This is a genomic window from Leisingera methylohalidivorans DSM 14336 (assembly GCF_000511355.1).
Taxonomy (GTDB): Bacteria; Pseudomonadota; Alphaproteobacteria; order Rhodobacterales; family Rhodobacteraceae; genus Leisingera; species Leisingera methylohalidivorans.
In genome coordinates this window covers 1,332,739-1,353,410 of sequence record NC_023135.1, presented here as the reverse complement: position 1 = coordinate 1,353,410, position 20,672 = coordinate 1,332,739, and the positions used below count along the sequence as shown (strand labels likewise).

General features: G+C 58.1%; 25 protein-coding genes. 12 read left to right on the top strand and 13 right to left on the bottom strand.

Translation table 11 applies throughout. The features are described 5' to 3' along the window. Window positions 1-312 precede the first annotated feature (312 nt). The gene (locus tag METH_RS06780; RefSeq protein ID WP_024089693.1) at window positions 313-1,074 is read right to left on the bottom strand and encodes an NAD kinase; all 762 of its coding nucleotides are present in this window, start codon (window positions 1,072-1,074) and stop codon (window positions 313-315) included. A gap of 169 nt (window positions 1,075-1,243) precedes the next feature. On the opposite strand from METH_RS06780, the gene glyA reads away from it, so the two are divergent. Next, a complete protein-coding gene (gene glyA, locus METH_RS06775) occupies window positions 1,244-2,539 on the top strand; it encodes a serine hydroxymethyltransferase (protein WP_024089692.1) in 1,296 nt (431 codons plus the stop codon). 277 nt (window positions 2,540-2,816) lie between these two features. Here the strand turns inward: glyA and METH_RS24460 are convergent, their stop codons facing one another. From METH_RS24460 to METH_RS06765, 4 genes are all read right to left on the bottom strand, one after another. Beyond that, window positions 2,817-2,975, bottom strand: a complete 159-nt coding sequence (locus METH_RS24460) for a hypothetical protein (protein WP_024089691.1) — start codon at window positions 2,973-2,975, stop codon at window positions 2,817-2,819. A 171-nt stretch (window positions 2,976-3,146) separates the two neighbouring features. Beyond that, window positions 3,147-3,545 carry a TetR-like C-terminal domain-containing protein gene (locus METH_RS06770; RefSeq protein ID WP_342667086.1) on the bottom strand — a complete coding sequence of 133 codons (399 nt, stop codon included), beginning with the start codon at window positions 3,543-3,545 and terminating at the stop codon, window positions 3,147-3,149. A gap of 36 nt (window positions 3,546-3,581) precedes the next feature. Beyond that, on the bottom strand, window positions 3,582-3,728 hold the full coding sequence (locus tag METH_RS25250) for a hypothetical protein (RefSeq protein ID WP_342667085.1): 147 nt from the start codon (window positions 3,726-3,728) through the stop codon (window positions 3,582-3,584). Window positions 3,729-3,791: 63 nt separating this feature from the next. Continuing rightward, window positions 3,792-4,157 carry a hypothetical protein gene (locus METH_RS06765; protein ID WP_024089690.1) on the bottom strand — a complete coding sequence of 122 codons (366 nt, stop codon included), beginning with the start codon at window positions 4,155-4,157 and terminating at the stop codon, window positions 3,792-3,794. Window positions 4,158-4,260: 103 nt separating this feature from the next. Here METH_RS06765 and METH_RS06760 point away from each other — a divergent pair, with 103 nt between their 5' ends. Continuing rightward, window positions 4,261-5,034 (top strand): alpha/beta fold hydrolase, encoded by a 774-nt coding sequence (locus tag METH_RS06760; RefSeq protein ID WP_156927449.1) that lies wholly within the window; start codon window positions 4,261-4,263, stop codon window positions 5,032-5,034. A 329-nt stretch (window positions 5,035-5,363) separates the two neighbouring features. On the opposite strand, the gene METH_RS06755 is transcribed toward METH_RS06760, so the two are convergent. From METH_RS06755 to METH_RS06745, 3 genes are all read right to left on the bottom strand, one after another. After that, a complete protein-coding gene (locus METH_RS06755) occupies window positions 5,364-5,675 on the bottom strand; it encodes a non-heme iron oxygenase ferredoxin subunit (RefSeq protein WP_024089687.1) in 312 nt (103 codons plus the stop codon). 33 nt (window positions 5,676-5,708) lie between these two features. Next, on the bottom strand, window positions 5,709-6,737 hold the full coding sequence (locus tag METH_RS06750; RefSeq protein ID WP_024089686.1) for a fatty acid desaturase: 1,029 nt from the start codon (window positions 6,735-6,737) through the stop codon (window positions 5,709-5,711). Window positions 6,738-6,843: 106 nt separating this feature from the next. Further along, entirely contained in the window at window positions 6,844-7,602 is a 759-nt protein-coding gene (locus METH_RS06745) for a class II aldolase and adducin N-terminal domain-containing protein (protein WP_024089685.1), read from the bottom strand. Window positions 7,603-7,715: 113 nt separating this feature from the next. Between METH_RS06745 and METH_RS06740 the strand changes: the two genes are divergently transcribed. The 8 genes from METH_RS06740 (at window position 7,716) to METH_RS23800 (ending at window position 12,009) form a co-directional block, all read left to right on the top strand. Continuing rightward, on the top strand, window positions 7,716-8,606 hold the full coding sequence (locus METH_RS06740; RefSeq protein ID WP_044008352.1) for a LysR family transcriptional regulator: 891 nt from the start codon (window positions 7,716-7,718) through the stop codon (window positions 8,604-8,606). 236 nt (window positions 8,607-8,842) lie between these two features. Further along, window positions 8,843-9,544: a 7-cyano-7-deazaguanine synthase QueC gene (gene queC / locus METH_RS06735; protein ID WP_024089683.1), complete on the top strand. Its 702-nt coding sequence runs from the start codon at window positions 8,843-8,845 to the stop codon at window positions 9,542-9,544. After that, the gene (queD, locus tag METH_RS06730) at window positions 9,544-9,897 is read left to right on the top strand and encodes a 6-carboxytetrahydropterin synthase QueD (protein WP_024089682.1); all 354 of its coding nucleotides are present in this window, start codon (window positions 9,544-9,546) and stop codon (window positions 9,895-9,897) included. The genes queC and queD overlap by 1 nt, the downstream gene beginning before the upstream one ends. Then, window positions 9,894-10,601, top strand: coding sequence for a 7-carboxy-7-deazaguanine synthase QueE (gene queE / locus METH_RS06725; protein WP_024089681.1), 708 nt, complete (start codon window positions 9,894-9,896; stop codon window positions 10,599-10,601). The genes queD and queE overlap by 4 nt, the downstream gene beginning before the upstream one ends. Before the next feature lie 17 nt (window positions 10,602-10,618). Then, window positions 10,619-11,083: a preQ(1) synthase gene (queF, locus tag METH_RS06720; protein WP_024089680.1), complete on the top strand. Its 465-nt coding sequence runs from the start codon at window positions 10,619-10,621 to the stop codon at window positions 11,081-11,083. A 314-nt stretch (window positions 11,084-11,397) separates the two neighbouring features. Next, window positions 11,398-11,523 (top strand): hypothetical protein, encoded by a 126-nt coding sequence (locus METH_RS25135; protein ID WP_281173416.1) that lies wholly within the window; start codon window positions 11,398-11,400, stop codon window positions 11,521-11,523. Window positions 11,524-11,556: 33 nt separating this feature from the next. Next, complete coding sequence (locus METH_RS06710; RefSeq protein ID WP_024089678.1) at window positions 11,557-11,808, top strand: hypothetical protein; 252 nt, start codon at window positions 11,557-11,559, stop codon at window positions 11,806-11,808. A gap of 27 nt (window positions 11,809-11,835) precedes the next feature. Continuing rightward, window positions 11,836-12,009 (top strand): hypothetical protein, encoded by a 174-nt coding sequence (locus METH_RS23800; protein ID WP_024089677.1) that lies wholly within the window; start codon window positions 11,836-11,838, stop codon window positions 12,007-12,009. Here METH_RS23800 and METH_RS24720 read toward each other — a convergent pair. After that, the gene (locus METH_RS24720; RefSeq protein WP_024089676.1) at window positions 11,986-12,402 is read right to left on the bottom strand and encodes a hypothetical protein; all 417 of its coding nucleotides are present in this window, start codon (window positions 12,400-12,402) and stop codon (window positions 11,986-11,988) included. The two genes, METH_RS23800 and METH_RS24720, sit on opposite strands and share 24 nt — an antisense overlap. Before the next feature lie 749 nt (window positions 12,403-13,151). On the opposite strand from METH_RS24720, the gene METH_RS06695 reads away from it, so the two are divergent. Beyond that, complete coding sequence (locus METH_RS06695; RefSeq protein ID WP_024089674.1) at window positions 13,152-13,364, top strand: hypothetical protein; 213 nt, start codon at window positions 13,152-13,154, stop codon at window positions 13,362-13,364. Between the two features lie 804 nt (window positions 13,365-14,168). On the opposite strand, the gene METH_RS06690 is transcribed toward METH_RS06695, so the two are convergent. From METH_RS06690 to METH_RS06675, 4 genes are all read right to left on the bottom strand, one after another. Continuing rightward, entirely contained in the window at window positions 14,169-14,750 is a 582-nt protein-coding gene (locus tag METH_RS06690; RefSeq protein ID WP_024089671.1) for a Rieske (2Fe-2S) protein, read from the bottom strand. 1,131 nt (window positions 14,751-15,881) lie between these two features. Beyond that, window positions 15,882-16,526 (bottom strand): HNH endonuclease, encoded by a 645-nt coding sequence (locus METH_RS06685; protein WP_024089670.1) that lies wholly within the window; start codon window positions 16,524-16,526, stop codon window positions 15,882-15,884. Next, a complete protein-coding gene (locus tag METH_RS23050) occupies window positions 16,523-17,872 on the bottom strand; it encodes an AAA family ATPase (protein ID WP_084013770.1) in 1,350 nt (449 codons plus the stop codon). The genes METH_RS06685 and METH_RS23050 overlap by 4 nt, the downstream gene beginning before the upstream one ends. A 303-nt stretch (window positions 17,873-18,175) precedes the next feature. After that, entirely contained in the window at window positions 18,176-19,069 is an 894-nt protein-coding gene (locus tag METH_RS06675; RefSeq protein WP_024089668.1) for a hypothetical protein, read from the bottom strand. A 789-nt stretch (window positions 19,070-19,858) separates the two neighbouring features. On the opposite strand from METH_RS06675, the gene METH_RS24715 reads away from it, so the two are divergent. Then, window positions 19,859-20,590, top strand: coding sequence for an HNH endonuclease (locus METH_RS24715; RefSeq protein ID WP_024089667.1), 732 nt, complete (start codon window positions 19,859-19,861; stop codon window positions 20,588-20,590). Window positions 20,591-20,672: the final 82 nt, after the last annotated feature.

The window sequence follows — 20,672 nt, the reverse complement described above, 5'->3', positions numbered from 1 at the left end:
TGTGCATCTCCATGCCCTGTCCGCTTGAGGTCCCGGGGAACGGGCTGAACCGCCCCCGGGGAACTTCCATACCTAGATCACTCACTACAAACACCGCTCGCCTTGCCGCATTCAGCGAACCTGGCGTTCTGGCGCCAGGTTCCGCGGGCGTGACCGGCAGGAAACTAAAAAACAGGAACGTACAAAACACGCCGGTACGGCTCTGTGGCATTTTGCCGTTGGGCAGATACCATCCGCATCCGCCAGTGGGTTAACCTTTGCACAGAATAGTTACCGGGAAGTTCACGAAGCCGTGAATTTGTCGTTAAACGCTTACGTAAACTGCTCGGAAATAAGTCTTTCTTCCAGCCCATGACCGGGGTCGAACAGGATTTTATGGCGTATCTTCGGATCGGTGCGGATCTCGACCCAATCGATATCCGCCACCGAATTCGAGTCCGCGTCAGCCATCACCGGGCGTTTAGCGGCCTCCAGAACATCAAAGCGCACCATCGCGTTGCTGGGCAAAAGCGCGCCGCGCCAGCGCCGCGGCCGGAAGGCGGCAATCGCCGTCAGCGCCAGCACATCCGCCCCGATCGGCAGGATCGGGCCATGCGCGGAATAGTTATAGGCTGTGGAGCCCGCGGGGGTGGACACCAAGGCGCCGTCGCAGACCAGTTCCTCCATCCGCACTCGCCCGTCCACGGATATTCTGAGCCGCGCCGCCTGCGGCCCTGCCCGCAGCAAAGACACCTCGTTGATGGCCAGCGCCTTATGCACCTCGCCGCGGCGGTCCATTACGGTCATCGACAGCGGGTTGATAATTTCCTGCACGGCTTCTTCAAGCCGCCCGATCAACCCGTCTTCACGGTATTCATTCATCAGAAAGCCAACGGTGCCGCGGTTCATGCCGTACACCGGCGCCGGATGATCCACCATCGAAAGCAACGTGCGCAGCATGAAACCATCCCCGCCCAGAGCCACAACAATACCGGCTTCGGCGGGCGGCACATGACCGTATCTCTTTCGCAGGGTACCCAATGCATCCTGCGCAACATCGGCCTCACTGGCCAGAAAGGCGATTCTCAAACTCATGAAATCTGTTTCCGGTGTTAGGCATCTGGTTCCGAAACAATCACAGCTTTCCGGCAAAGACCATAGTTGCCGTTCTGTCGCAGGGAAATGTCGCTTTACAGGGTTCCTGCGCAAGGAAGTTTCCGATAGGAAATCCCTCAATTCTGATCCTTACTCCAACGGAGCCACCATGACTGAAGCGACCCGTGACCCCGGCTTTTTCACCCAAGCGCTGTCGGAGCGCGATCCTGAACTTTATGCCTCGATCACAGCCGAGCTGGGCCGCCAGCGCGACGAGATCGAGCTGATTGCCTCCGAGAACATCGTCTCGGCCGCGGTGATGGAAGCGCAAGGCTCGGTGCTGACCAACAAATACGCCGAAGGCTACCCGGGGCGCCGCTACTATGGCGGCTGCCAGTATGTCGATGTCGCCGAAAACCTCGCCATCGACCGCGCCAAGCAGCTGTTCGGCTGCGAATACGCCAACGTGCAGCCGAATTCCGGCAGCCAGGCGAACCAGGGTGTGTTCCAGGCGCTGATCCAGCCCGGCGACACCATTCTGGGCATGGATCTGGCCTCCGGGGGCCACCTGACCCACGGCGCCCGCCCGAACCAGTCGGGCAAGTGGTTCAACGCTGTGCACTACGGTGTGCGCGAAAGCGACAACCTGATCGACTACGACCAGATCCAGGCCCTCGCGACCGAGCACCAGCCCAAATTGATCATCGCCGGCGGTTCCGCCATCCCGCGCCAGATCGACTTTGCCAGATTCCGGGAAATCGCCGACAGCGTCGGCGCCTATTTCATGGTCGACATGGCCCATATCGCCGGTCTGATCGCTGCCGGTGAGCATCCCTCGCCGTTCCCGCACGCGCATGTGGCCACCACCACCACCCACAAGACCCTGCGCGGCCCGCGCGGCGGCATGATCGTGACCAATGACGAGGCGATCGCCAAGAAAGTGAACTCGGCGATCTTCCCCGGCATCCAGGGCGGCCCGCTGATGCATGTGATCGCCGGCAAGGCGGCGGCCTTCGGCGAGGCGCTGAAGCCGGAGTTCAAGGCCTACCAGAAGCAGGTCCGCGCCAACGCAGCCGCGCTGGCGGATCAGCTGATCCAGGGCGGGCTGGACATTGTCACCGGCGGCACCGATACCCACGTCATGCTGGTTGACCTGCGCCCCAAAGGCGTCACCGGCAACATCGCTGACAAGGCGCTGGGGCGGGCCCATATCACCACCAACAAGAACGGCATCCCGTTCGACCCGGAAAAGCCCACCGTGACCTCCGGCCTGCGTCTGGGCACGCCGGCAGGCACCACCCGCGGCTTCGGCGAGGCAGAGTTCCGCCAGATCGCCGATCTGATCATCGAGGTGATCGACGGGCTGGCCGCCAACGGTGAAAACGGCAATGCGGATGTGGAGGCCGCGGTGCGCGCCAAGGTTGCGGATCTCTGCGCCAGGTTCCCGCTGTACCCGAACCTGTAAGCCCTTGCAGGAGTGAAGAAACGAACCGCCGCGCGCCGGAAGGCCGCGGCGGTTTTCTGTTGATACCTTTCCTGCTGCCACCCGGCAGCCTCCCCTCGCCTGCATCCGTTCGAAGGGAACCGGACCGGGGCAAACGGTTGGAAAGCCTCCGCCTCCTCCACTGGGCTGCCGCCGCCGGAGTGGCGGCACAGACGGCGCCCGATACCCCTCTCGCGCCGGGTGGCGCGGGCGGCAAGAGCGCCCTGTTTCAGATTGGTGATGCGGCGGCTGGCGGTTTCTACCGGCTGGCGCAGCTGCAAGGTTCGGCGCGCTGGCGCTGGATCAGGTTGGCCAGCGCCAGCTTGGCCGCCTTCAAATTGCCCTCCGTCTCGCGGATCTTCTGGGTGATCAGCTCGGTCGAAAACGTCTCGTGCAGCTGTTCTTCGGCCCCCGGCATTGGCACCGGAGATCAGGGTTTTCAGAGTGGTGAACATTTCATCCTCCGCAAACTTAACCATCGTTCATGAAGAAACATGCAGCACCCAGAGCAGTCCCCGGAGCCGCTCCCAGATGAACGCCGTTCAAGGTATTTCCTGAACGGCGTTCAGATCGCTTTTGTGCCGCCGATCTAGCCCAGTACCTGAGCGATTACCTGTTCGATCTGCTCGGGCGGCACGCCGGAGAAGCGCCGTTCCACCCCCAGCAGCACGATGCCATGCACCGAGGAAAACAGCGCCCGCACCATCAGCCCGGCCTCTTCCGCGCTCTGATCCGGGGACAGTTCCGCCGCCGGGCGGGCAATATTGGCAAACAGCCCTTCCAGCGCCTCAAGGTACCAGTCCGGCACTGCCCTCCCGGCGGTCATCTGCAGATCAAACATGGCCCGCCACAGATTGGTGTTTTCCACCGCAAAATGCAGATAGGCGTTGTTCGTCAGGATCAGCCGGCGGGTCGGCGGCGCGTCCTGCGCACCGGCAATGGGGGCTGCGGCCGCTGCACCGAGCTTCTGGAAGGAGCGGCCGTTCACCGCCATGATGATCCCGGTCAGGACATCGTAAGCATTCTAGATCGCCCCCGGCGCGCAGCCTGCATCCTGTTCCAGATCGCGGGCCCGCAGCGCCCTGGCCCGATTCCGTGCAATGCGGATCTCTGCCGCTTCCACCAGTTTCTCCCGCAACGCCGCCTTGCGCGCTTTTGCCTTGCCTGCCATGAGGCCTCCGTGAGTTTTGAACCAGCTTCGAAACTCACGGAAGCGGCGGCGCAAAGCAGGAAATCAGACCAGGCCGCGCCAGCGCAGGACCACGATCAGCAGGATCAGCACCACCATCACGGAAAACGCCATACTGCCCAGCACTCCCAGCCAGAACCCTTTGCGCCGGTCGGCCAGGTCAACTTTCTGCAGATGCGCCTTCACTTCGCGCGCTGCGCCCCGCAGCGGTTTCTCGTCCACTGTCGGCCGCAGCCTTGGATGTTCCAGCATCGGCAGCGCATCGGCAAGTTTCATGCCCTGCTTGTAGATCCGGCGCGGCAGGCGGCGGCGCGCCCGTTTCAGTGCGGCGGCAAGATCGCCGGAGGCCTGTTCACGCTCCTTCAGCAGCGTACGGATGTCCTCGATATCCTGATCCAGGCTGGCGGCCATTCTGGCACTCTCCCTCAGCTGCCGTTCGCGGCTACCCTAGCCTGCGCTGATGCCTGCCTCAATGGGGGTGGCAAGCCTTTGCCTGCGCGGGTATCTAGACCCTATGCTGAACACGATCACACATGGCACTGCCACAGAAAGACCCCCGCTGCTGATTGCCCATGGCCTTTATGGCTCGGCCCGGAACTGGGGCGTCATCGCGAAACGCCTGTCGGATGAACGGCAGGTTGTTGCCGTCGACATGCGCAATCACGGCGACAGCCCGCGGACGGACAGCCACACCTATCCTGAGCTGGCCAGAGATCTGGCAGAGGTGATTGCCGCCCACGGCGGGCAGATGGATGTGATCGGCCATTCGATGGGCGGCAAGGCGGCGATGACGCTGGCGCTGAACCATCCTGAGGCAGTGCGCCGCCTGGTGGTTGCCGACATTGCACCGGTTGCCTACGGCCATACCCAGATCCAATACATCCACGCGATGCGCACGGTGGACCTGGACACGGTTGAGCGCCGCCCGGAGGCCGCCGCCCAACTGGCCGAGGCCGGGGTGGAGCCTGCGCTGCAGAGCTTTTTCACCCAGTCGCTGGATATCCCGAACAAGCGCTGGAAGCTGAATCTGGACACGCTGGCGGATCAGATGCCGAACATCATGTCCTTTCCTGAGACCGATGCCGCGTGGCAAGGTCCGGCGCTGTTCTTGTCCGGCGCCAACTCGGACTATGTGCTGCCCGAACACCGCGATAAGATCCGCGCACGCTTTCCGGCCGCCCGTTTTGCGAAACTGCCCGGTGCAGGCCATTGGCTGCACGCCGAGAAGCCGCGGGAATTCGAAGCCGCCGCGCGGGTGTTCCTGAACGCCCAGGCACCGCGGGCATAGAGCTGTCCGGCCACCAGCCATGCCACCGGAGCATCGGCAAGCGCGCCGATGGCCGCCGAAACCAGGATCGCCTGCGTAGACACCGGCCCGGCAACCGGAACCGCAATTGCGCCCGCACCTGCAAGCCTTGAACCGATCAGCGAATAGAGAACGGGTGCAAGGCGCACCATGGGGGCTCTCCCATGCCTGTCGAGTGTCTCTGAATTTGGTCCTAGGGAATTACAACTGGATCCGTCTTAATCAGGATCAAATGGCGAGCAAATCAAAGAAGCGAGAAAAAAGGCCGCCCCGAAGGACCGGCAGCGGCTGACTTTCCGGGGAGGAAACGATCAGCCGATTTCCACGAACACCCGGCCTCCCTCGACCCGCACCGGATAGGTTTTGAGGTCCTCATGCACCGGCGCCGACAGCGCCTTTCCGGTGCATATATCAAACCGGCCGCCATGCAGCGGGCATTCGATGACACAGTCGATCATCAGACCGTCCTCCAAACTCTGCTCCTCATGCGTGCACATCAGGTCAGAGGCAAAGAACCCCTTACCGGTGTTGTAGATCGCGTAGGACTTACCCGAGTGCCGCCAGGAAATCAGGTCCTCCTCGTCAATGTCACCGGTGGCGCAGGCGTCAATCCATTGGTTCATTTCCGTGGCTCCTGGTTCGTTTTTCTGGAAATCTTACATTGTCCGCTGCGCGACACGTTCCACCGGCCCGCCCTCGGTGACCATATGCGGCGCCTGGCGGATGGTGGCAGCCTTGGCCGGACGGCCCAGACTGCGGCGCAGCACCACAGACATCACCTCGAGATTGGTTCTGAAAAAGCCGGGATCGGGTTCCGGCAGCTGGTCCTGCACCGCTTCGGCCAGTCTCGGCAGCCCGTGAAAGGGCACCTGCGGGTAGAGGTGGTGCTCAACGTGGTTGTTCATGTTCATATAGAGAAAACCGGCCAGCCAGTTGCTGCGGAAAGAGCGGGTGCTATCCAGGATGGACGGCGAGTTTTCTTGCAGTTCCACATGCTGGATCAAGGTGAACAGCAGCATGACGGGGGCGCCCAGAACCCGCGGGATCACCAGGAACCAGACGGGCCACCAGATGCCAAATGCGGGCGCCGCTGCGATCAGCGCATAGATCGCCAGCATGATGCGCGCGTTGCGGGTCATCTTGGCAAATTCGCCTTCGGGGGTGACCCTCTTCATCGTATCGGTGCAGCGGCCTGCCGCCAGATGCAGGAACACCTGCATGTGGAACCGCAGCAGCGCGAAGCCGCTGACCTCTGCCAGCCAGCCGCCAAAACCCATCGGCGTGTCGAACGGCATCTGGCTGTCCTTGCCCACCCACCAGGTATGGGTGTGGTGGTTCGTGTGGGTGTAGCGGCGGTGCAGCGGCTCTTCCATGTAGAGGAGCGAAGTCACCCACAGCACTGCCTCGTTCAGCCAGCGGCTGCGGAAGGCGGTGCCATGGGCGGTTTCATGACTGAAGGAATAGGCGGGCACGGTCAGGAAGATCCCGTGCAGCAGCATCGCGGGCCACATCCAGAAAGTGCCGAGTGCTACCCAGACCAGCGCACTGGTGGCGGCCAGGAAAGCCAGCCATTGCGCGATATAGATCAAGCCGGGACTGTCGCTGCGGGCAGCAATGGATTTCAACATCTTCCTGTCGAGTTTGACGCCAGACGACGCGGCATTGGTGGGGAGGAAATCGGGCATCTGGGACCTTGCGGATGGCTGAATTGGTGTTTCTGATGGACGCAGCAAGCCGCCGGGCAGTCCGATGAACTGCCCGTGGTCTCATTGCCTGTATGGGGTGCCTCTCTTAGCTGGCGTAGGTGGAGCCTTCGTCGTCGAGGATCGCCTTCAACTCGGCCAGGTGGCGTTCCGCCTGATCCGGGTAATCCTCCAGCTCCTTGGCGGTTTTCTCGGCGACCTCGTCGCTCAGCACCCGCAGTTCCCGGCCGGTTTGCAGCGCGCGGATATAGGTCTCAGCGGCGCGTTCAAAGTAGTAGAGCCGGTTGAAAGTGTCCGCGACATTATCGCCGATGATCAGCACCCCGTGGTTGCCCATGATCATCACCTTGACCTTGGGGTCGGTAAGCATCGAGGCGCAACGCGCGCCCTCGTCGTCGAACGCCAGCCCGCCAAAACCGTTATCGATCACATAGCGGTTATAGAAGATGGCCGTGTTCTGATCGATCGGCGGCAGGGTGCTGTCGGCCAGGCAGGCCAGAACGGTGGCGTGGATCGAGTGCACATGCATCACGCAGCGGGCATGCGGGCACAGCCGGTGAATCGAGCCATGCAGCCCCCAGGCGGTAGGGTCCGGCGCGTCTGGGCGTTCCATCGTCTTGGGGTCGTTGGCGTCCAGCAGCAGCAGATCCGAGGCCTTGACCCGGGCAAAATGCACCTGGTTCGGGTTCATCAGGAACTGGCTGCCGTCGTTGTTCACCGCCAGGCTGAAGTGGTTTGCCACCGCCTCATGCATGTTCAGCCGCTCGGTCCAGCGGAAGGCGGCCGCCATATCGACGCGCTCCTGCCAATGAGTGAGGTTCGGGCTTAGGTCTGCTTGCTTGTTCATTCTGGCACCTCCGGAAACGTTGCTGCGGTATTGGTGCCAGCCATAAGAACTGCTGACAAACGATTGATTCAGCTGTAATGCATTAGGTAAACTAATGCATAGGTCATGCGTCCATGCCGTCATCCGGACCGCCCTCATCGTCCCTGCCTCCGCTCACCTGGCTGCGCGCCTTTGAAGCCAGCGCCCGGCACCTGTCCTTCACCCGCGCCGCCGGCGAGCTGAACCTGACGCAATCGGCGATCAGCCAGCATGTGCGGAGCCTGGAGAACTTCCTGGGCCGCGAACTGTTCATCCGCAAAACCCGCGCGCTGGAGCTGTCCGAGGCCGGTGCCAATTACATGCCGATCGTGCGCGAGGCCTTCGACCTGATCGCGGCCGGAACGCAGGCCTTTACCGGCGGCGATCAGGGGCGGCATCTGGTGCTGCAGTGCAACATGGCCTTTTCGGTCTTCTGGCTGTCGCCGCGCCTGCCCCGGCTGTATAAGAAGTTCCCCTGGCTGGTGCTGAACATCGTGACCCCGATCTGGGACCCGGAGCGCCATGCCAGCTCTGCCGGCACCGAAATCCGCTTTGGCCGCCCTGCCGACATGTCCGCCGCCGCGATCCGGCTGACCCGCGACAGGTTCTTTCCGGTCTGCGCACCGGGCTATCAAAACGGCAAGGTGGATTTCGGCACCGCGCATCTTCTGGATTGTGCCGGCGTGACGGGCTCTTGGGGGGCGTGGTTCAAGTCGCAGGCCCTGCCGTTTGAGCGCAATCATGAGATCAATCTTGCTTCCACCTACGTGATTTCAATGACCGCTGCGGTGAATGGTGCGGGTGTGGCGATGTCGCATGACACGCTGGCGGGCGGGCTGCTGGAAAGCGGCCAGCTGGTCAGAGCCAGCGAACATTCGGCGGAACTTCTGGAGAACTACTTTTTGATGCCGCCGCCCAACCATGCCAGCACCCCGGCATCGCGGGCGTTCCTGGAATGGCTGGAAGGAGAGCTGCAGCCGGTGTAGCGAGAAACAGCTGGCCTGGGCCTGACCTCGGAAGAACGCCTATGCATCTTCCCTGGGGCAAGGCCGGGCGCGGGCCGTGCCGCTGCGCGCCACGGCCCAAGATGGCATTTTCAACTTTTCCAAACTTCACCTTAGAAATGTGCGCTATCCGCCCGCCCCTTGCGTGTGACGGCCTGCGCCGCTATACGCCCGGCACCGGTCGCAGCCTACCCGGTCACCAAAACAAGGGTACAAAAATGAAGACTATCGTTATCTGCTCGGGCGGGCTGGATTCCGTTTCGCTTGCCCATATGGTCGCTGCTGAACAGCAGTTGACCCGTCTTGTCTCCTTTGATTATGGCCAGCGCCACCGCAAGGAGCTCGACTTTGCCGCAGCCGCCGCCAGACGGCTGGGCGTGCCGCATGACATCATCGACATGCGCACCATCGGTGCAGCACTTTCGGGTTCGGCCCTGACCGATGACATCGACGTGCCTGACGGCCACTACGCAGAAGATACTATGAAGGTCACCGTGGTTCCGAACCGCAATGCCATCATGCTGACCATCGCCTATGGCATTGCTGCCGCCAACGGCGATCAGGCGGTGGCAACGGCGGTGCATGGCGGCGACCACTTCATCTATCCGGACTGCCGCCCGGCCTTCACCGAAGCGTTTGATGCCATGCAGCGGGCAGCGCTCGACGGCTACGCCGACGTGCGCCTCTATACCCCGTTTGTGCACCAAACCAAGGGCGACATCGTGACCGCGGGGGCGAAGCACAACACCCCCTTTGCCGACACCTGGTCCTGCTACAAGGGCGGCGACAAGCACTGCGGCCGCTGCGGAACCTGCGTGGAACGGCGTGAGGCGTTCCATCTGGCGGGCGTCAAGGATCCGACAGAGTATGCAGACCCCGATTTCTGGCGGCAGGCGATTGCCGGGAAGGACGGCGGCTGATGTTCCGGATCACCAAGGAGTTCCATTTCTCCGCTTCGCACCAACTGACGCATCTGCCGTCCGATCACCAATGCGCCCGCCTGCACGGGCACAACTATGTCGTGGTTGTGGAACTGGCGGCGCAGGAGCTGAACAGCGACGGCTTCGTGCGTGACTATCACGAACTGAAGCCGCTGAAGGAGTACATCGACAGCACTTTCGACCACCGGCATCTGAACGATGTGCTGGAGGGGCATTCGACGGCTGAGAACATGGCCAAGCATTTCTATGACTGGTGCCATATACGCTGGCCGGAAGTCGCTGCCGTGAAAATTTCGGAAACCCCGAAAACCTGGGCGGAGTACCGGCCATGACCCTGCGCATTGCTGAAATCTTCGGCCCCACGATCCAGGGGGAAGGCGCCCTGATCGGGGAGCCCACGGTATTTGTGCGCGCAGGCGGCTGTGATTACCGCTGCTCCTGGTGCGACAGCCTGCATGCGGTCGACAGCGCCTACCGCCATGACTGGGCGGTGATGGCGCCGGAGCAGGTCATGGCAGAGGTGCGCCGCCTGTCTGGCGGCAGGCCGCTGACGGTGTCGATCTCCGGCGGCAACCCGGCGATCCAGGATTTCGCGCCGGTCATTGCCTATGGCAAGGCCGAAGGCTACCGCTTTGCCTGCGAGACCCAAGGATCCGTCAGCAAACCCTGGTTTGCGGATCTCGACACGCTGGTGCTGAGCCCCAAGCCGCCCTCTAGCGGCGAAACGGTGGATTGGAAAGCCTTCGACCAATGTCTTGAAGCCGCCAGGGGCTGCGGCCAGGCGGTGATGAAGATCGTGATCTTCGACGACGAGGACTACGCCTGGGCCAAGGCCGCCGCTGAACGCCATCCCGAACTGCCATTGTATCTGCAGCCCGGCAACCCGGAAGTCGACCCGGCCCTGCCGGTCGATCTGAGCCAAGCCACCGACCGGCTGTTGTGGCTGATAGAAAAAGTAACCGGCGACGGCTGGTTCACCCCCCGCGTCCTGCCCCAGCTGCATGTGCTGGTCTGGGGCAACAAGCGCGGCGTCTGAAGACAAGGAACCCTGACATGTCCGACAGCATCTACAGCAACCTCAAACAGTTGGGCGGCGACACCATCCTGCCGGCCAGCCCGCAAGAGGCTGAACTGGAGCGCGTCCAGAACCCCCAGGCCGACGTGGCCTATAATGTGCGTTTCACCGCGCCGGAGTTCACCTCGCTCTGCCCGATGACCGGGCAGCCGGATTTTGCCCATCTGGTGATCGATTACGTGCCGGGTGAATGGCTGGTGGAAAGCAAATCGCTGAAGCTGTTCCTGACCTCCTTCCGCAACCACGGCGCCTTTCACGAGGATTGCACGGTCTCCATCGCCCGCCGCCTGGCGGACTTCCTGGAGCCGCAATGGCTGCGCATCGGCGGCTACTGGTACCCGCGCGGCGGCATTCCGATTGACGTGTTCTGGCAAACCGGACCGATGCCCGAGGGCGTCTGGATTCCCGACCAAGGCGTGCCGCCCTACCGCGGCCGCGGCTGACACAACCCTAAGCACCTGCAACACACCTTGGCCCGGCAACACAACTGCCGGGTTTTTGGCATTCAAAACAAGCCCTACCCGATACTGGCCACCGGACTGCAGCAGGTGGAGAGTTCAGTTTGAAATTAACAAAATTTACCGCAAAAGTAGATTAGATTTGAGCAGACATGCACTCTGAGGCGGCGGCGTGAGACGATCCGGGCTATCCGGATATTTAACTTTGTCACGGGGGAACCTTTATGAATTTTCTGGATTTGGGCAAAACGCGTTCGGGATACTTAAACGCGCTTTCGCAAGCCGGCCTTCAGGTCGCAATGTTCACGGATTTTGAAAAAGTGCCCAAGACCGCCGCCGATACCGGCCGCCAGTTCCAGATGCCGGGTTTTGCCATCGAGCAGGCCGACCACACCCGGAACTCGGCCTTCTGGCTGTTTCTGTAGGAAGGTGACACCTATATCGGCGGTGCAGCCTCGATGCTGCAGGATCTGGGCCGCGAAACCTTGGCCGAGTTTTTGATGCGCACCTCGCGGCATCAGTTTCCCAATGATGCAGGCGGCGGGGTTGAAAGCGTCGCCGAACCGCTGGCGCGGGAGGTCAGCGGCCGACTGGCCTATATCGGCGAGCTGAACTTTCTGCCCGGCCACCGCGGCAGACGCGCGGACCGGCTTGAGCCGTTCATGCGGATTTTTCAGATCCTGACGATCCAGAAATGGGATGTGGGCTGAATATACGCCTTTATCCCGGACCGTCACATGCAGGCCCGTCTGGATCTGGTTAACGGCTTCAGCCGGGCAATTCCGCGGGCGCAGAAGTGGCGCCACCCGGAGCCGGAAGTGCGCAGCAGCTCCGAATGGTTTGTCGGCGCGTCACGCCTGGACATGGAGCACATGCTTCAAAGCGACTTAGCCAAATTTGATATCCTGTGAGAAATTGGCCACCATCAGCTTGCCATCCGGAAAATAGACCGGTGCCAGAACCCGCCGGTACTGCCGGGCGAATCGGCGCCCGTTCAGCAGCTTCACGTCGATCGACGGATGCGTGATCACCGGCTCGCCGCGGCTGATCGCTTCGCTGTGCGCCATCACCAGATCTGCGTTTAACCTGTCGCTGAACCCGTTCAGCGTGTCCCGAAGCTGATCGCTGCTTGCCACTTCAAAGCAAACGGACGCCAGGCTGGCCGGACCTGACTTGATCGGCTGGACGCGGTTTTTCTCTGCATCCGGCGGATCGAACAAATCCACCTGGTGCTGCAGCTGATCAAAGCTTTCCAGACGGCCGCTGTTGTCAAACCACCAGTCCAGGAATTTCTGCAGCGACACGTCGCAGCCGCGGTACTGGCGGGAGCGGGCAGCCGACTGCAGCTGGGCATTGAGGATTTCAAATGCCTTGCCTCCCCCGCCCTGCGGCCAGGCAGCAGCTCGAGCCCCGCGGTGTCGGACGAGAAATAGTGAAACGATCCCCCCAGCCCGCGCGCCAGCGCATCCAGCATGCTCCAGCCGATCTCCCGCTCTTTCTTCAGCGCGCTGTTGAATGTGCCATAGGGAATACCGCATTTCAGCGCTGCCTGCCGGTTGGACAGGTACATATCTGCCAAAAGCGCAGAGATTTTACTTTGAATAAGCGCCATATGCGTAAGATCTTTCACATTTTACACAATATTCTGCACAAAATGACCGGCACGGCAATGCAGTCTCTGCGCGATCCTCTCAGCACCTTTTTCATGCACAGGCTGAATGCGTCGCACCAGAATTCTCTTAGGCATAAGGCTCTCAGCCCGTTCTGTTACATTTTCCTGCTACTGGTAAGGTTTTGGTGCGGACGGCGGGACTCGAACCCGCACGGCCATACGGCCAGGAGATTTTAAGTTATGATTGAACTATTTAAATCCAAAAGGATAGCCAATTTTTCTCCCACGGACAAAACGTAAACATACAGCGAAAGTGGGAGCGCCTTTTCCTCCCGCCCTGCCCCTCGCTATTCCAGCCATATGCTCACCATCCAGAACACTTGCGCCTGAGTCCCGAAGTAATTCCCGAAGCGTTCCCACCATCAGGATTGGCCGCCTCCCATGCTGACCATTCAGATCACCTGTGCCTGCGGCCAATACAGTACCGTCACCGACGAGCGGGCGATTGCTCGAGTTCAACGCGCCGAGCGGTTAATCTTTCGCTGCACCTACTGCGGCCTGGCAGAACAAGTCGAGGCGCGCCTTGCATGGGAGGCAGAAATCAATCCATTGGAAGCAGCATTCGCGAACGGAATGAAGGATCCGGAACAATGAAAGCAGAGAGGCTTGAAAATGGCTTGATCAGGCTCTCTGGCCCCATCTGGAAGGACGAGTTCTTAGAAGAGCGTTTGAAGCCCTGGATTGCCTAGTATGAACGGATGCACGAGGATCACGGTCACCACACCTACAAAGTCGCGGCCGAAGCATTGAAAGCACTGGAAAGGTAGCCGACCGCCTTAATGGGAAAACATCAGAGCAAAGTGATATACGCTTCTGAGCAATACCAAGAGAACGCCAAAGCCACCCAGCAAGATCACGGCATTCCCGGCCTTGTCGCTCAAGCGTTTATGCATTCTGGGCCGCTTCACGATGCCGATCTTCCCAAGTGCTAACCAATACTGCCCCAAACCTCCGAAAATTCCCCGTAAATGGCAAGCGTCGCGCCCTACCATCTACCTGCCCCTGTCCCGCGGGGGCAGCGGCCCGCAGGTAACCAGTGCTCTTTTTTTCGGTATGCGGGCCGCACTCCTCCGATATGCACTCGCTGCGCGATCACATGGGTCATCTGAGCCAATTCACCCACTGGGTTGCCCGCCTCACCAGTCCAGCCGATGAAGTTGTTCACCCAAGGTGATCCAGACAAACCGTCTCTCACCACTGCTTCAGTCTCGCGGGCTCGATCCGGCGGCATTGCTGCAGAAGCACCCTTTGCAAACTCGGCCGTTTGACGCAACCAACCGAGGTTTTCTGCTACGGCGCAGCCCGCCGTTCCCGCCGTTCGCTGCGACTGCGAGATTATGGAACCGGTGAGTTCACACGATGCGGACTTTGCTGCCGTCTGCTGCGTGTCCGCCGATGTCAGCTTTTAGGGACACCACTGAGATTGAGCTGAATGCTCTGCCCACCATTGACGTACTCAGCACTTATGACCGTCAGATTACCGCTCCCGCCGCCTTTTCTTATGCGTCCTGATAAATCAAAGTGCGCGGCATATCTTCCTTCAAAGAAACCTTCAAAGTCTCCAGCTCTAAGTATTACGTGCTGGTATTTATTCGGAAAATCCACCAGTGCAAAAAACCATTCATTGTCCAACGTCAAATTCGCGTCGTCGGCAAACACAGGTTCTGGCAGTCCCAACACAGTTGAGTATTTCTGCCGCCACATTTTTGGGGCGTTCTGGCTGGCAGCGAGTTTTCGATCAACTTCATTGCGCCGCCAGACTATCACCGGGAGGTTGTTTAGCTGAACAATTTCTGCATCTCCGGGATCAAAATCAGAGACGTTGATCACTGGTCGGTTCGCCGCTTCGCGCGCGATAACGTCAGCGGACGGCAGGCCCGTTCTCAACAGCAGAAAAATCCCTAGCAAAACCAGAAACAAAAGAGCCGCTGCGGTTACGGTGTAGAGGGTGTGTGGACGCTGCATAGTGAAGATAGACATACTTAAGTGTTTTCTGCGAAGCAAAGATGAAAAAGGGTACCAGGAGCCTGCTCCGCCATTCGAACAGAATGGTCCACGGGAACTAAAACGGTCACTCATACAGCGCGCAGCATCTGTCACTATGGGCTCACTGCCGCCTTGCGGCGCCGCGGCGCGCTGATCGGCGGCCTAGATGGCTGCCGGCACTTCCGCAGGCAGCCCGAAGCGGCCGTAGACTAGGGGTGCCGCGCCTAGGATGCTGCCGGTGCGAAATTCAATGGTCAGTTTCCCAGAAGCGGACCCTCGGCAAAGCCAAGCTGCCTCACGGGATGCTGCGGGTTGCACCGGGGGCAGCGGAGCGCAGAGAGCTGACTTTGCAAACGCTAATTTTACCGCGGGGCATTCACGGGCGGCCCTTAGCCGTCGCACATCGCGACCATCTTCACCGCAACGCGGTTTCTCTTCCCAAGCGCTCGATTGGTTGAAATTCAGTCTTCTGCTGCAAAGAATCTGCAAAAAAGGATGCCACAATGACATAGAACAAAGAATGAACATTTAAATCTTCTAAGCTGGTTCTGTTTCAAGGTGCAATTGTTAACTAGTAAGGTGTTGCTGCTGTTTTCCTGTTTCCCCAGTAAGTATGGCATCAACACGGTATTTTAGGACGGTCGGCTCGTGACTCGGTTAGCATCGTGGTCACGGGCCATTTTTTCGTAGTTTAGGCGAGTTACCGCTTCGGATGCCGTGGCCAGTAGAACAGCTCTCCGCCCGATCTGCTTGTTCTCCCTGAGCCAGCCGGTCGCGAGGAATGAACCTGCTTCGGGCTGGTTGTCGCCGGTTACGTCCTGCCAAGCACCACCTGGCGGGACCGAACCTGGAGCCGCACCGCCGCAAGCAGCCCAGAGCGGTCGTGATCTTGGCGCCCGCAACATCGGGCCCTTCCCGTACAGAGGGCGGGAAGCCGTCATTCGCCGCAACCGCGAGCGTAAAATCTGCAAAGTACGGAAGCGGACATTCAGACCTGAACTCAGGTTGGGGTGAGGGTTTTCAATACAACGGACGGAGTACAGACATTCGCGACGTGCGCGGCGGAATTTTCGGCCACCTCTATAGCAGGCCTCGAGACTGCTAGAGGTTTTTGTTTTTAGAGGGCTAAGCGTTAAGTTCGAACACTTGATGCAACGCCTTAAGCATGGCTGAATACTCAGTTTTCGGGTCAGCCAAATCGTCCTGCAGCGCCTCGACTAAGATCGAGCGTTTGTCTTCATCTTGCTCCTGAATAATCCGTTCGAAACTATCTGCATAACGAGATATCTGCGCCCCGCGACGTTCCACCAATTCAGTACGATTCAAGTCCAGCCCGCGTGTTGGCTTTATACTCCGCATACCTTTTGTGGTCCGGCCGCGTACGACAGCTGCCAAAAATAGCAGATGATCCTCCGGAGCATCAACATGAGGATCAATGACACCTTCCGCGTCTGATTTCTTCTGGTTGCATCGTTCACACGCCAATGTCAGATTATTCCAGTCAAAAGTCTTCTCTCGGGCTTTTGACTTTGGAGAAATGTGCTCGATATCACCATGCGAAACGTGCCGGACGTAAGCCTCACAGTATGCGCACTTTCCATAATTTTCTGCGACTAAAGCGTCCTTGATATCTTTGTGCCCATAGCGCTTGGTTTTCTTGGCGATTTCCTCCTTGTCGCCGCTAGCAATGGCGTCCATAAGCTCTTTTTTCCATTGTTCTTCGTTATCTAACAAAACTTGAGGTTTGGGACCCTTGGACAGCTTTCTCATCGCGCCAATCCTGCTAGAGCTTCAGGAAACAAACAGCCCAGGCCTGCCGTTTGCAACTCTTTTTTCATTTCATCAAGAAGATCCCGGCTCAGTTCCCGCTCTTCGTATTTTCTGATAATCCGCACTAGGTCTTCCTCGGCCCAAATTGGTAAAGTTATGGGAACCCCTAGAACTTCAGAGAGCACTTGGGTTGCTGGTCCTGCCTGTTCTTTAAGGTCGATCATTTCTGCTCTAAAAGAAGAGCTGTTCTTGACCTCGGATGGACCGTTTTTTTTCGGCAAAACAGGCAAAGCTCTGAGTGCATACACGTGTGCTTCTCGGACTGATGAAACGATGAACGGACTGTGCGTTGCCACGACAAACTGAACCAATGGAAACGCGGTCACAAGATTTCTGAGAAACTCCCGTTGTAGAGATGGGTGTAGATGGTTCTCTGGTTCGTCCAAAACAATGGTCGGGTGACTCTTGCCAGATTTTGTGTAGAGAAAAATCTGCCACACGACCTGCATTACAGACATTAAGCCACCCGATGCACCGTCAATTGGAAACTCGCCAGTGTCTGTTTTAAGGATCAGCTCTGGTCGCCTGACTTCAAGGCTCTTAAAACCAATTTCGCGCGGAAGAGTCTTTCTCAGAATATCCTGAAACGCCTGAAACATCCCCTTCACCTCGGGGTCTGCTTTCATGTCTGAGTTATCGGAACCAAATCCTGCAAATCCGATCAAGATTTCCTTAAAGGGTAGCAGTGGATCTCCAAGCTGCCTACGTGTCTCGCCGTGGTATCTGTTTTCGGTGCCGTAGTTGTTTTGAGCAAATTTAAACGCGCTAAAGGCCCTATCCAAACTCAGGTTTCCAAACGGGATACTATCAATTTTCTGATATCTTGGCGAAGCACGATGTGAACCTATTTGAAATCCCTGCTTTTTTTGGACACCCTCGAGAACTACCTTGTATTCAATATCTGAAATCGTAGGACGTCTAAGGAAGCATTCTTGTTCATTTCCGTAGGTCAAGGTTCCAATATAATTCGGGTCAGTATCTTTATCTTCTGGTTTGCCTGCTGATTTCTGCTTGCCAAGAAGCTTCTGTGTACGCGCAAGAACTGTTGACCACCAACCGGTGGCTGAGTAGGTACGTTCACCCGTTTGTTCATCGTCAACTGGTGTGGCTAGGTAGATAGCACCTTGCCCTTGCTCATCCTCCAGACTCGACGCGATAAGTGAAAGTATGGTACTCTTTCCAGAACCATTTGGCCCGGTGATTATGGTAAGGCTGGGGTGAAATCTAATCACCAGATCTTTGAGATTCCGCCAGTCAGAAATCTCAATCTTAGAAAAGTTTTGCATAAAACAACCTCGTGCCCTGCCTACTACGAACGAATATCACATCACAGGTCAACTTCAAGATGAACGCTCATATAGTCCAGCGTACTATGGTATTGATCAGCCAGATAATGCGCCTGCAGCGAACGGCAGGAATGCGGGTTGCGGCTACAGCGTTTTATCAAAGTGCTCAAGGGCCAGAAAGGGCCGGTCAGTCAGGTCCCGCCGCCCGCTGGACCTGACTTTGCGAAGCCCGCTTTCTGCGTTTACTTGGCCTTCACACAAGTCTTCCATAATCAAGCACAGTCGCGGCTAAGCGGCGCTATCTCAAACCAATGGCTGGCTAGCCATAATCTGGCCATTTGGCAGCACGACGTTTACACTGCTTCCGTCAAATCTTAGTGAGGCAAGTGCGACTTCTCGCGCTCCGTATGGCAGCTGGCGATCATGGTTAGAGATAGCTTGAAGTAACTTATTCTTGGAGAGAACAAGGCGCGTGGCGTGTCCGCTAGAAGCAACCCCCAAACCCGGGGGGTGTATAAGACGGCCCTGATATTGATGCGTAAAGTTCAGGTTTTTCCACAATTTCTTACGAGAGGGGTCCGAGGGACCGCTGATGCCAATGACGTCTTTGAGCGTGAATCTTTCGAGCAAATCCGGGGCCGTGTAAAACAGCTTATCCAGAAGCCAGAGCTCTCCGATCTGATCATGTTTGGCGATGCCCAGAATGACCGCTTCCTGTCGGTCAGCGTAGACGAACAATAGATCATCCGTGCCTTCTGCATAACCTAAATTGGGGTCAAAATTCCCTAGATGAAAGTGGTGAATATTCCAGTGCCATAGCAGCGGATCTTGTTTAAGCTCCGCGCGTTTAAAGTCCTTTAGAACTTGGCGGGAAACACGATCTTTTAATGACTTACCGTCTTCTAGGGATTTTTGGATGTTGTTGACGATCGTCGTATACGGCTCAGGATTAAACTCAGCGCGGCGTACTTTTCGATAAATCGGCACCAAACATCGCGTATGGAAGTGCATCCAATCAAGCAGTAGCGACGAGTGCAGATGCATGAGTTGCGATCTGTCTAGACTGCACACCTGCGCTTTACGGGGTAAGGTGATGAAAACACCAACTTTGCGTCGCCGCTCGGTCATCAACTGGCTTTCCAGCGCCGCGGAGAAATCACCAATGTCCATAGCATACAGCTTGGCAATATCAGCCATGAGCTGGTCAATTTGTGAGTGTTTCAATATTCAATCCAAAACTTATATAGTATTGCTGTGCTCTAAGGCAGGTCAGCTGTAACGGATTAACTCTAATCGGACATTCCAAAGTAATCAATGGACTGATGGCCGAGGTTAATACCTTTTTGCTACCGAAAGAAACTCGAAAATGACGGCACTGGCTCGAAAGCAAGGCTTGGCACAATCGCGTCGAAGGACAGATATTTCGGCGCTGCAGACTTCCATCGAGTAATCGGTTTCGCAAACGCTGCGAATGGCCGATTCGGTGAAGCCGCACCAAGGCGAGAGTTGACGAGATGCATGACTGCTATGGCTCGGCTTGCCGCGATTAGCAGCCATTGTTTACAGTTTTGCGAAGTCCGCTTCCTGCGCTTCTCTGACACTCGAGCGGAGCGCAGCATCGCCCTCGACCGCCACCGCCTGCTGGATGGCGGCTTAAGGGGAAATGGCCCAAAGGCTTCGCACCCGCAGCAGACCCATTGCTGCGCCTCTTACGAATGTCGAGTTTGGGCTGGCATTTACCGTTCGTTAACTGGAATAGTGGAGGCTGCAGCCATGATCTGGTCTTACTGCATCGCTGCTGACATTGCCACGCCGAGCCCTCCTGAGGGCATGGTAAGAGCATCAAGCGAGGCCGAAGCCTTCGCATTGGTCGGACACCAGGACACCAACCTATACCCGCTTTGCGACGATGTAGAGTGGCCAGACCAAGAAGCGGACGAGCCAAGTGTGTGGTGCCCCCCACGCTAACCGGAAATCAATAGGCTTATGGTAGAAACAACCCGCAATCCGAATTGGACCCGCGACGAGCTTCTTGTTGCCCTTGATTACTATCTGGAGAATCGGGACGACTATTTTTCGCCGACAGGCAAGGGCGTCTTAGAGTTGACGGCGAGGATCGGCTTAGTTGCCAAAGCCCTTGGCCTGACTGGATCAGATACCCTGAGGAACGCCGCTGGCGTTTCAATGAAGCTACTGAACTTCCGGTCCCATGATCCCGAATTTGAAACCGCAGGCCTTACCCGAGGCAATAAGCTTGAAAAGGTGGTCTGGCAAGAATACGCCGACCGTCCAGCCGAACTCAGAAAAGTCGTTGCGACGATTCTCAACACTTGTGCGAATTGCGTAACTGAAGACGCACCGGTGCTTCAGGATGACGACGAACCCGAAGCACAGGAAGGCAGACTATTGTCTCGCCTGCACCGCTACAGGGAGCGTGACAGGAGTATCACCAAGAGGAAAAAGGCGTCGTTTATCAATAAGCACGGGCGCCTTTTCTGTGAGGCCTGCTACTTCGACTTCACAAAAGTCTACGGTGAGCGCGGCGATGGGTTCATGGAGTGCCACCACACCAAGCCAGTTTCCGAGATTGAGAAAGGGCAAACCACAACGTTGGCCGACCTCGTTCTTCTATGTGCCAATTGCCACAGGATGGTTCACTCTGCCCGCCCTTGGTGGAGTATGGATCAACTCCGGGCCGCATTGAAAAAGCCAACCTAAACCGCGCCAGTTTGCCGCGTCAAAGATGAAGACGTTAGCTAGCTACAGATCAGATGCCAGGAAGCTTCCTTAACCCTCTGCT

Coding starts and splice junctions, on each gene's coding strand:
- METH_RS06780 (WP_024089693.1), bottom strand. CDS start 1,074: ATGAGTTTGAGAATCGCCTTTCTGGCCAGTGAGGCCGATGTTGCGCAG.
- glyA (WP_024089692.1), top strand. CDS start 1,244: ATGACTGAAGCGACCCGTGACCCCGGCTTTTTCACCCAAGCGCTGTCG.
- METH_RS24460 (WP_024089691.1), bottom strand. CDS start 2,975: ATGCCGGGGGCCGAAGAACAGCTGCACGAGACGTTTTCGACCGAGCTG.
- METH_RS25250 (WP_342667085.1), bottom strand. CDS start 3,728: ATGGCAGGCAAGGCAAAAGCGCGCAAGGCGGCGTTGCGGGAGAAACTG.
- METH_RS06765 (WP_024089690.1), bottom strand. CDS start 4,157: ATGGCCGCCAGCCTGGATCAGGATATCGAGGACATCCGTACGCTGCTG.
- METH_RS06760 (WP_156927449.1), top strand. CDS start 4,261: ATGCTGAACACGATCACACATGGCACTGCCACAGAAAGACCCCCGCTG.
- METH_RS06755 (WP_024089687.1), bottom strand. CDS start 5,675: ATGAACCAATGGATTGACGCCTGCGCCACCGGTGACATTGACGAGGAG.
- METH_RS06750 (WP_024089686.1), bottom strand. CDS start 6,737: ATGCCCGATTTCCTCCCCACCAATGCCGCGTCGTCTGGCGTCAAACTC.
- METH_RS06745 (WP_024089685.1), bottom strand. CDS start 7,602: ATGAACAAGCAAGCAGACCTAAGCCCGAACCTCACTCATTGGCAGGAG.
- METH_RS06740 (WP_044008352.1), top strand. CDS start 7,716: ATGCCGTCATCCGGACCGCCCTCATCGTCCCTGCCTCCGCTCACCTGG.
- queC (WP_024089683.1), top strand. CDS start 8,843: ATGAAGACTATCGTTATCTGCTCGGGCGGGCTGGATTCCGTTTCGCTT.
- queD (WP_024089682.1), top strand. CDS start 9,544: ATGTTCCGGATCACCAAGGAGTTCCATTTCTCCGCTTCGCACCAACTG.
- queE (WP_024089681.1), top strand. CDS start 9,894: ATGACCCTGCGCATTGCTGAAATCTTCGGCCCCACGATCCAGGGGGAA.
- queF (WP_024089680.1), top strand. CDS start 10,619: ATGTCCGACAGCATCTACAGCAACCTCAAACAGTTGGGCGGCGACACC.
- METH_RS25135 (WP_281173416.1), top strand. CDS start 11,398: ATGTTCACGGATTTTGAAAAAGTGCCCAAGACCGCCGCCGATACCGGC.
- METH_RS06710 (WP_024089678.1), top strand. CDS start 11,557: ATGCTGCAGGATCTGGGCCGCGAAACCTTGGCCGAGTTTTTGATGCGC.
- METH_RS23800 (WP_024089677.1), top strand. CDS start 11,836: ATGCAGGCCCGTCTGGATCTGGTTAACGGCTTCAGCCGGGCAATTCCG.
- METH_RS06695 (WP_024089674.1), top strand. CDS start 13,152: ATGCTGACCATTCAGATCACCTGTGCCTGCGGCCAATACAGTACCGTC.
- METH_RS06690 (WP_024089671.1), bottom strand. CDS start 14,750: ATGTCTATCTTCACTATGCAGCGTCCACACACCCTCTACACCGTAACC.
- METH_RS06685 (WP_024089670.1), bottom strand. CDS start 16,526: ATGAGAAAGCTGTCCAAGGGTCCCAAACCTCAAGTTTTGTTAGATAAC.
- METH_RS23050 (WP_084013770.1), bottom strand. CDS start 17,872: ATGCAAAACTTTTCTAAGATTGAGATTTCTGACTGGCGGAATCTCAAA.
- METH_RS06675 (WP_024089668.1), bottom strand. CDS start 19,069: ATGGCTGATATTGCCAAGCTGTATGCTATGGACATTGGTGATTTCTCC.
- METH_RS24715 (WP_024089667.1), top strand. CDS start 19,859: ATGGTAGAAACAACCCGCAATCCGAATTGGACCCGCGACGAGCTTCTT.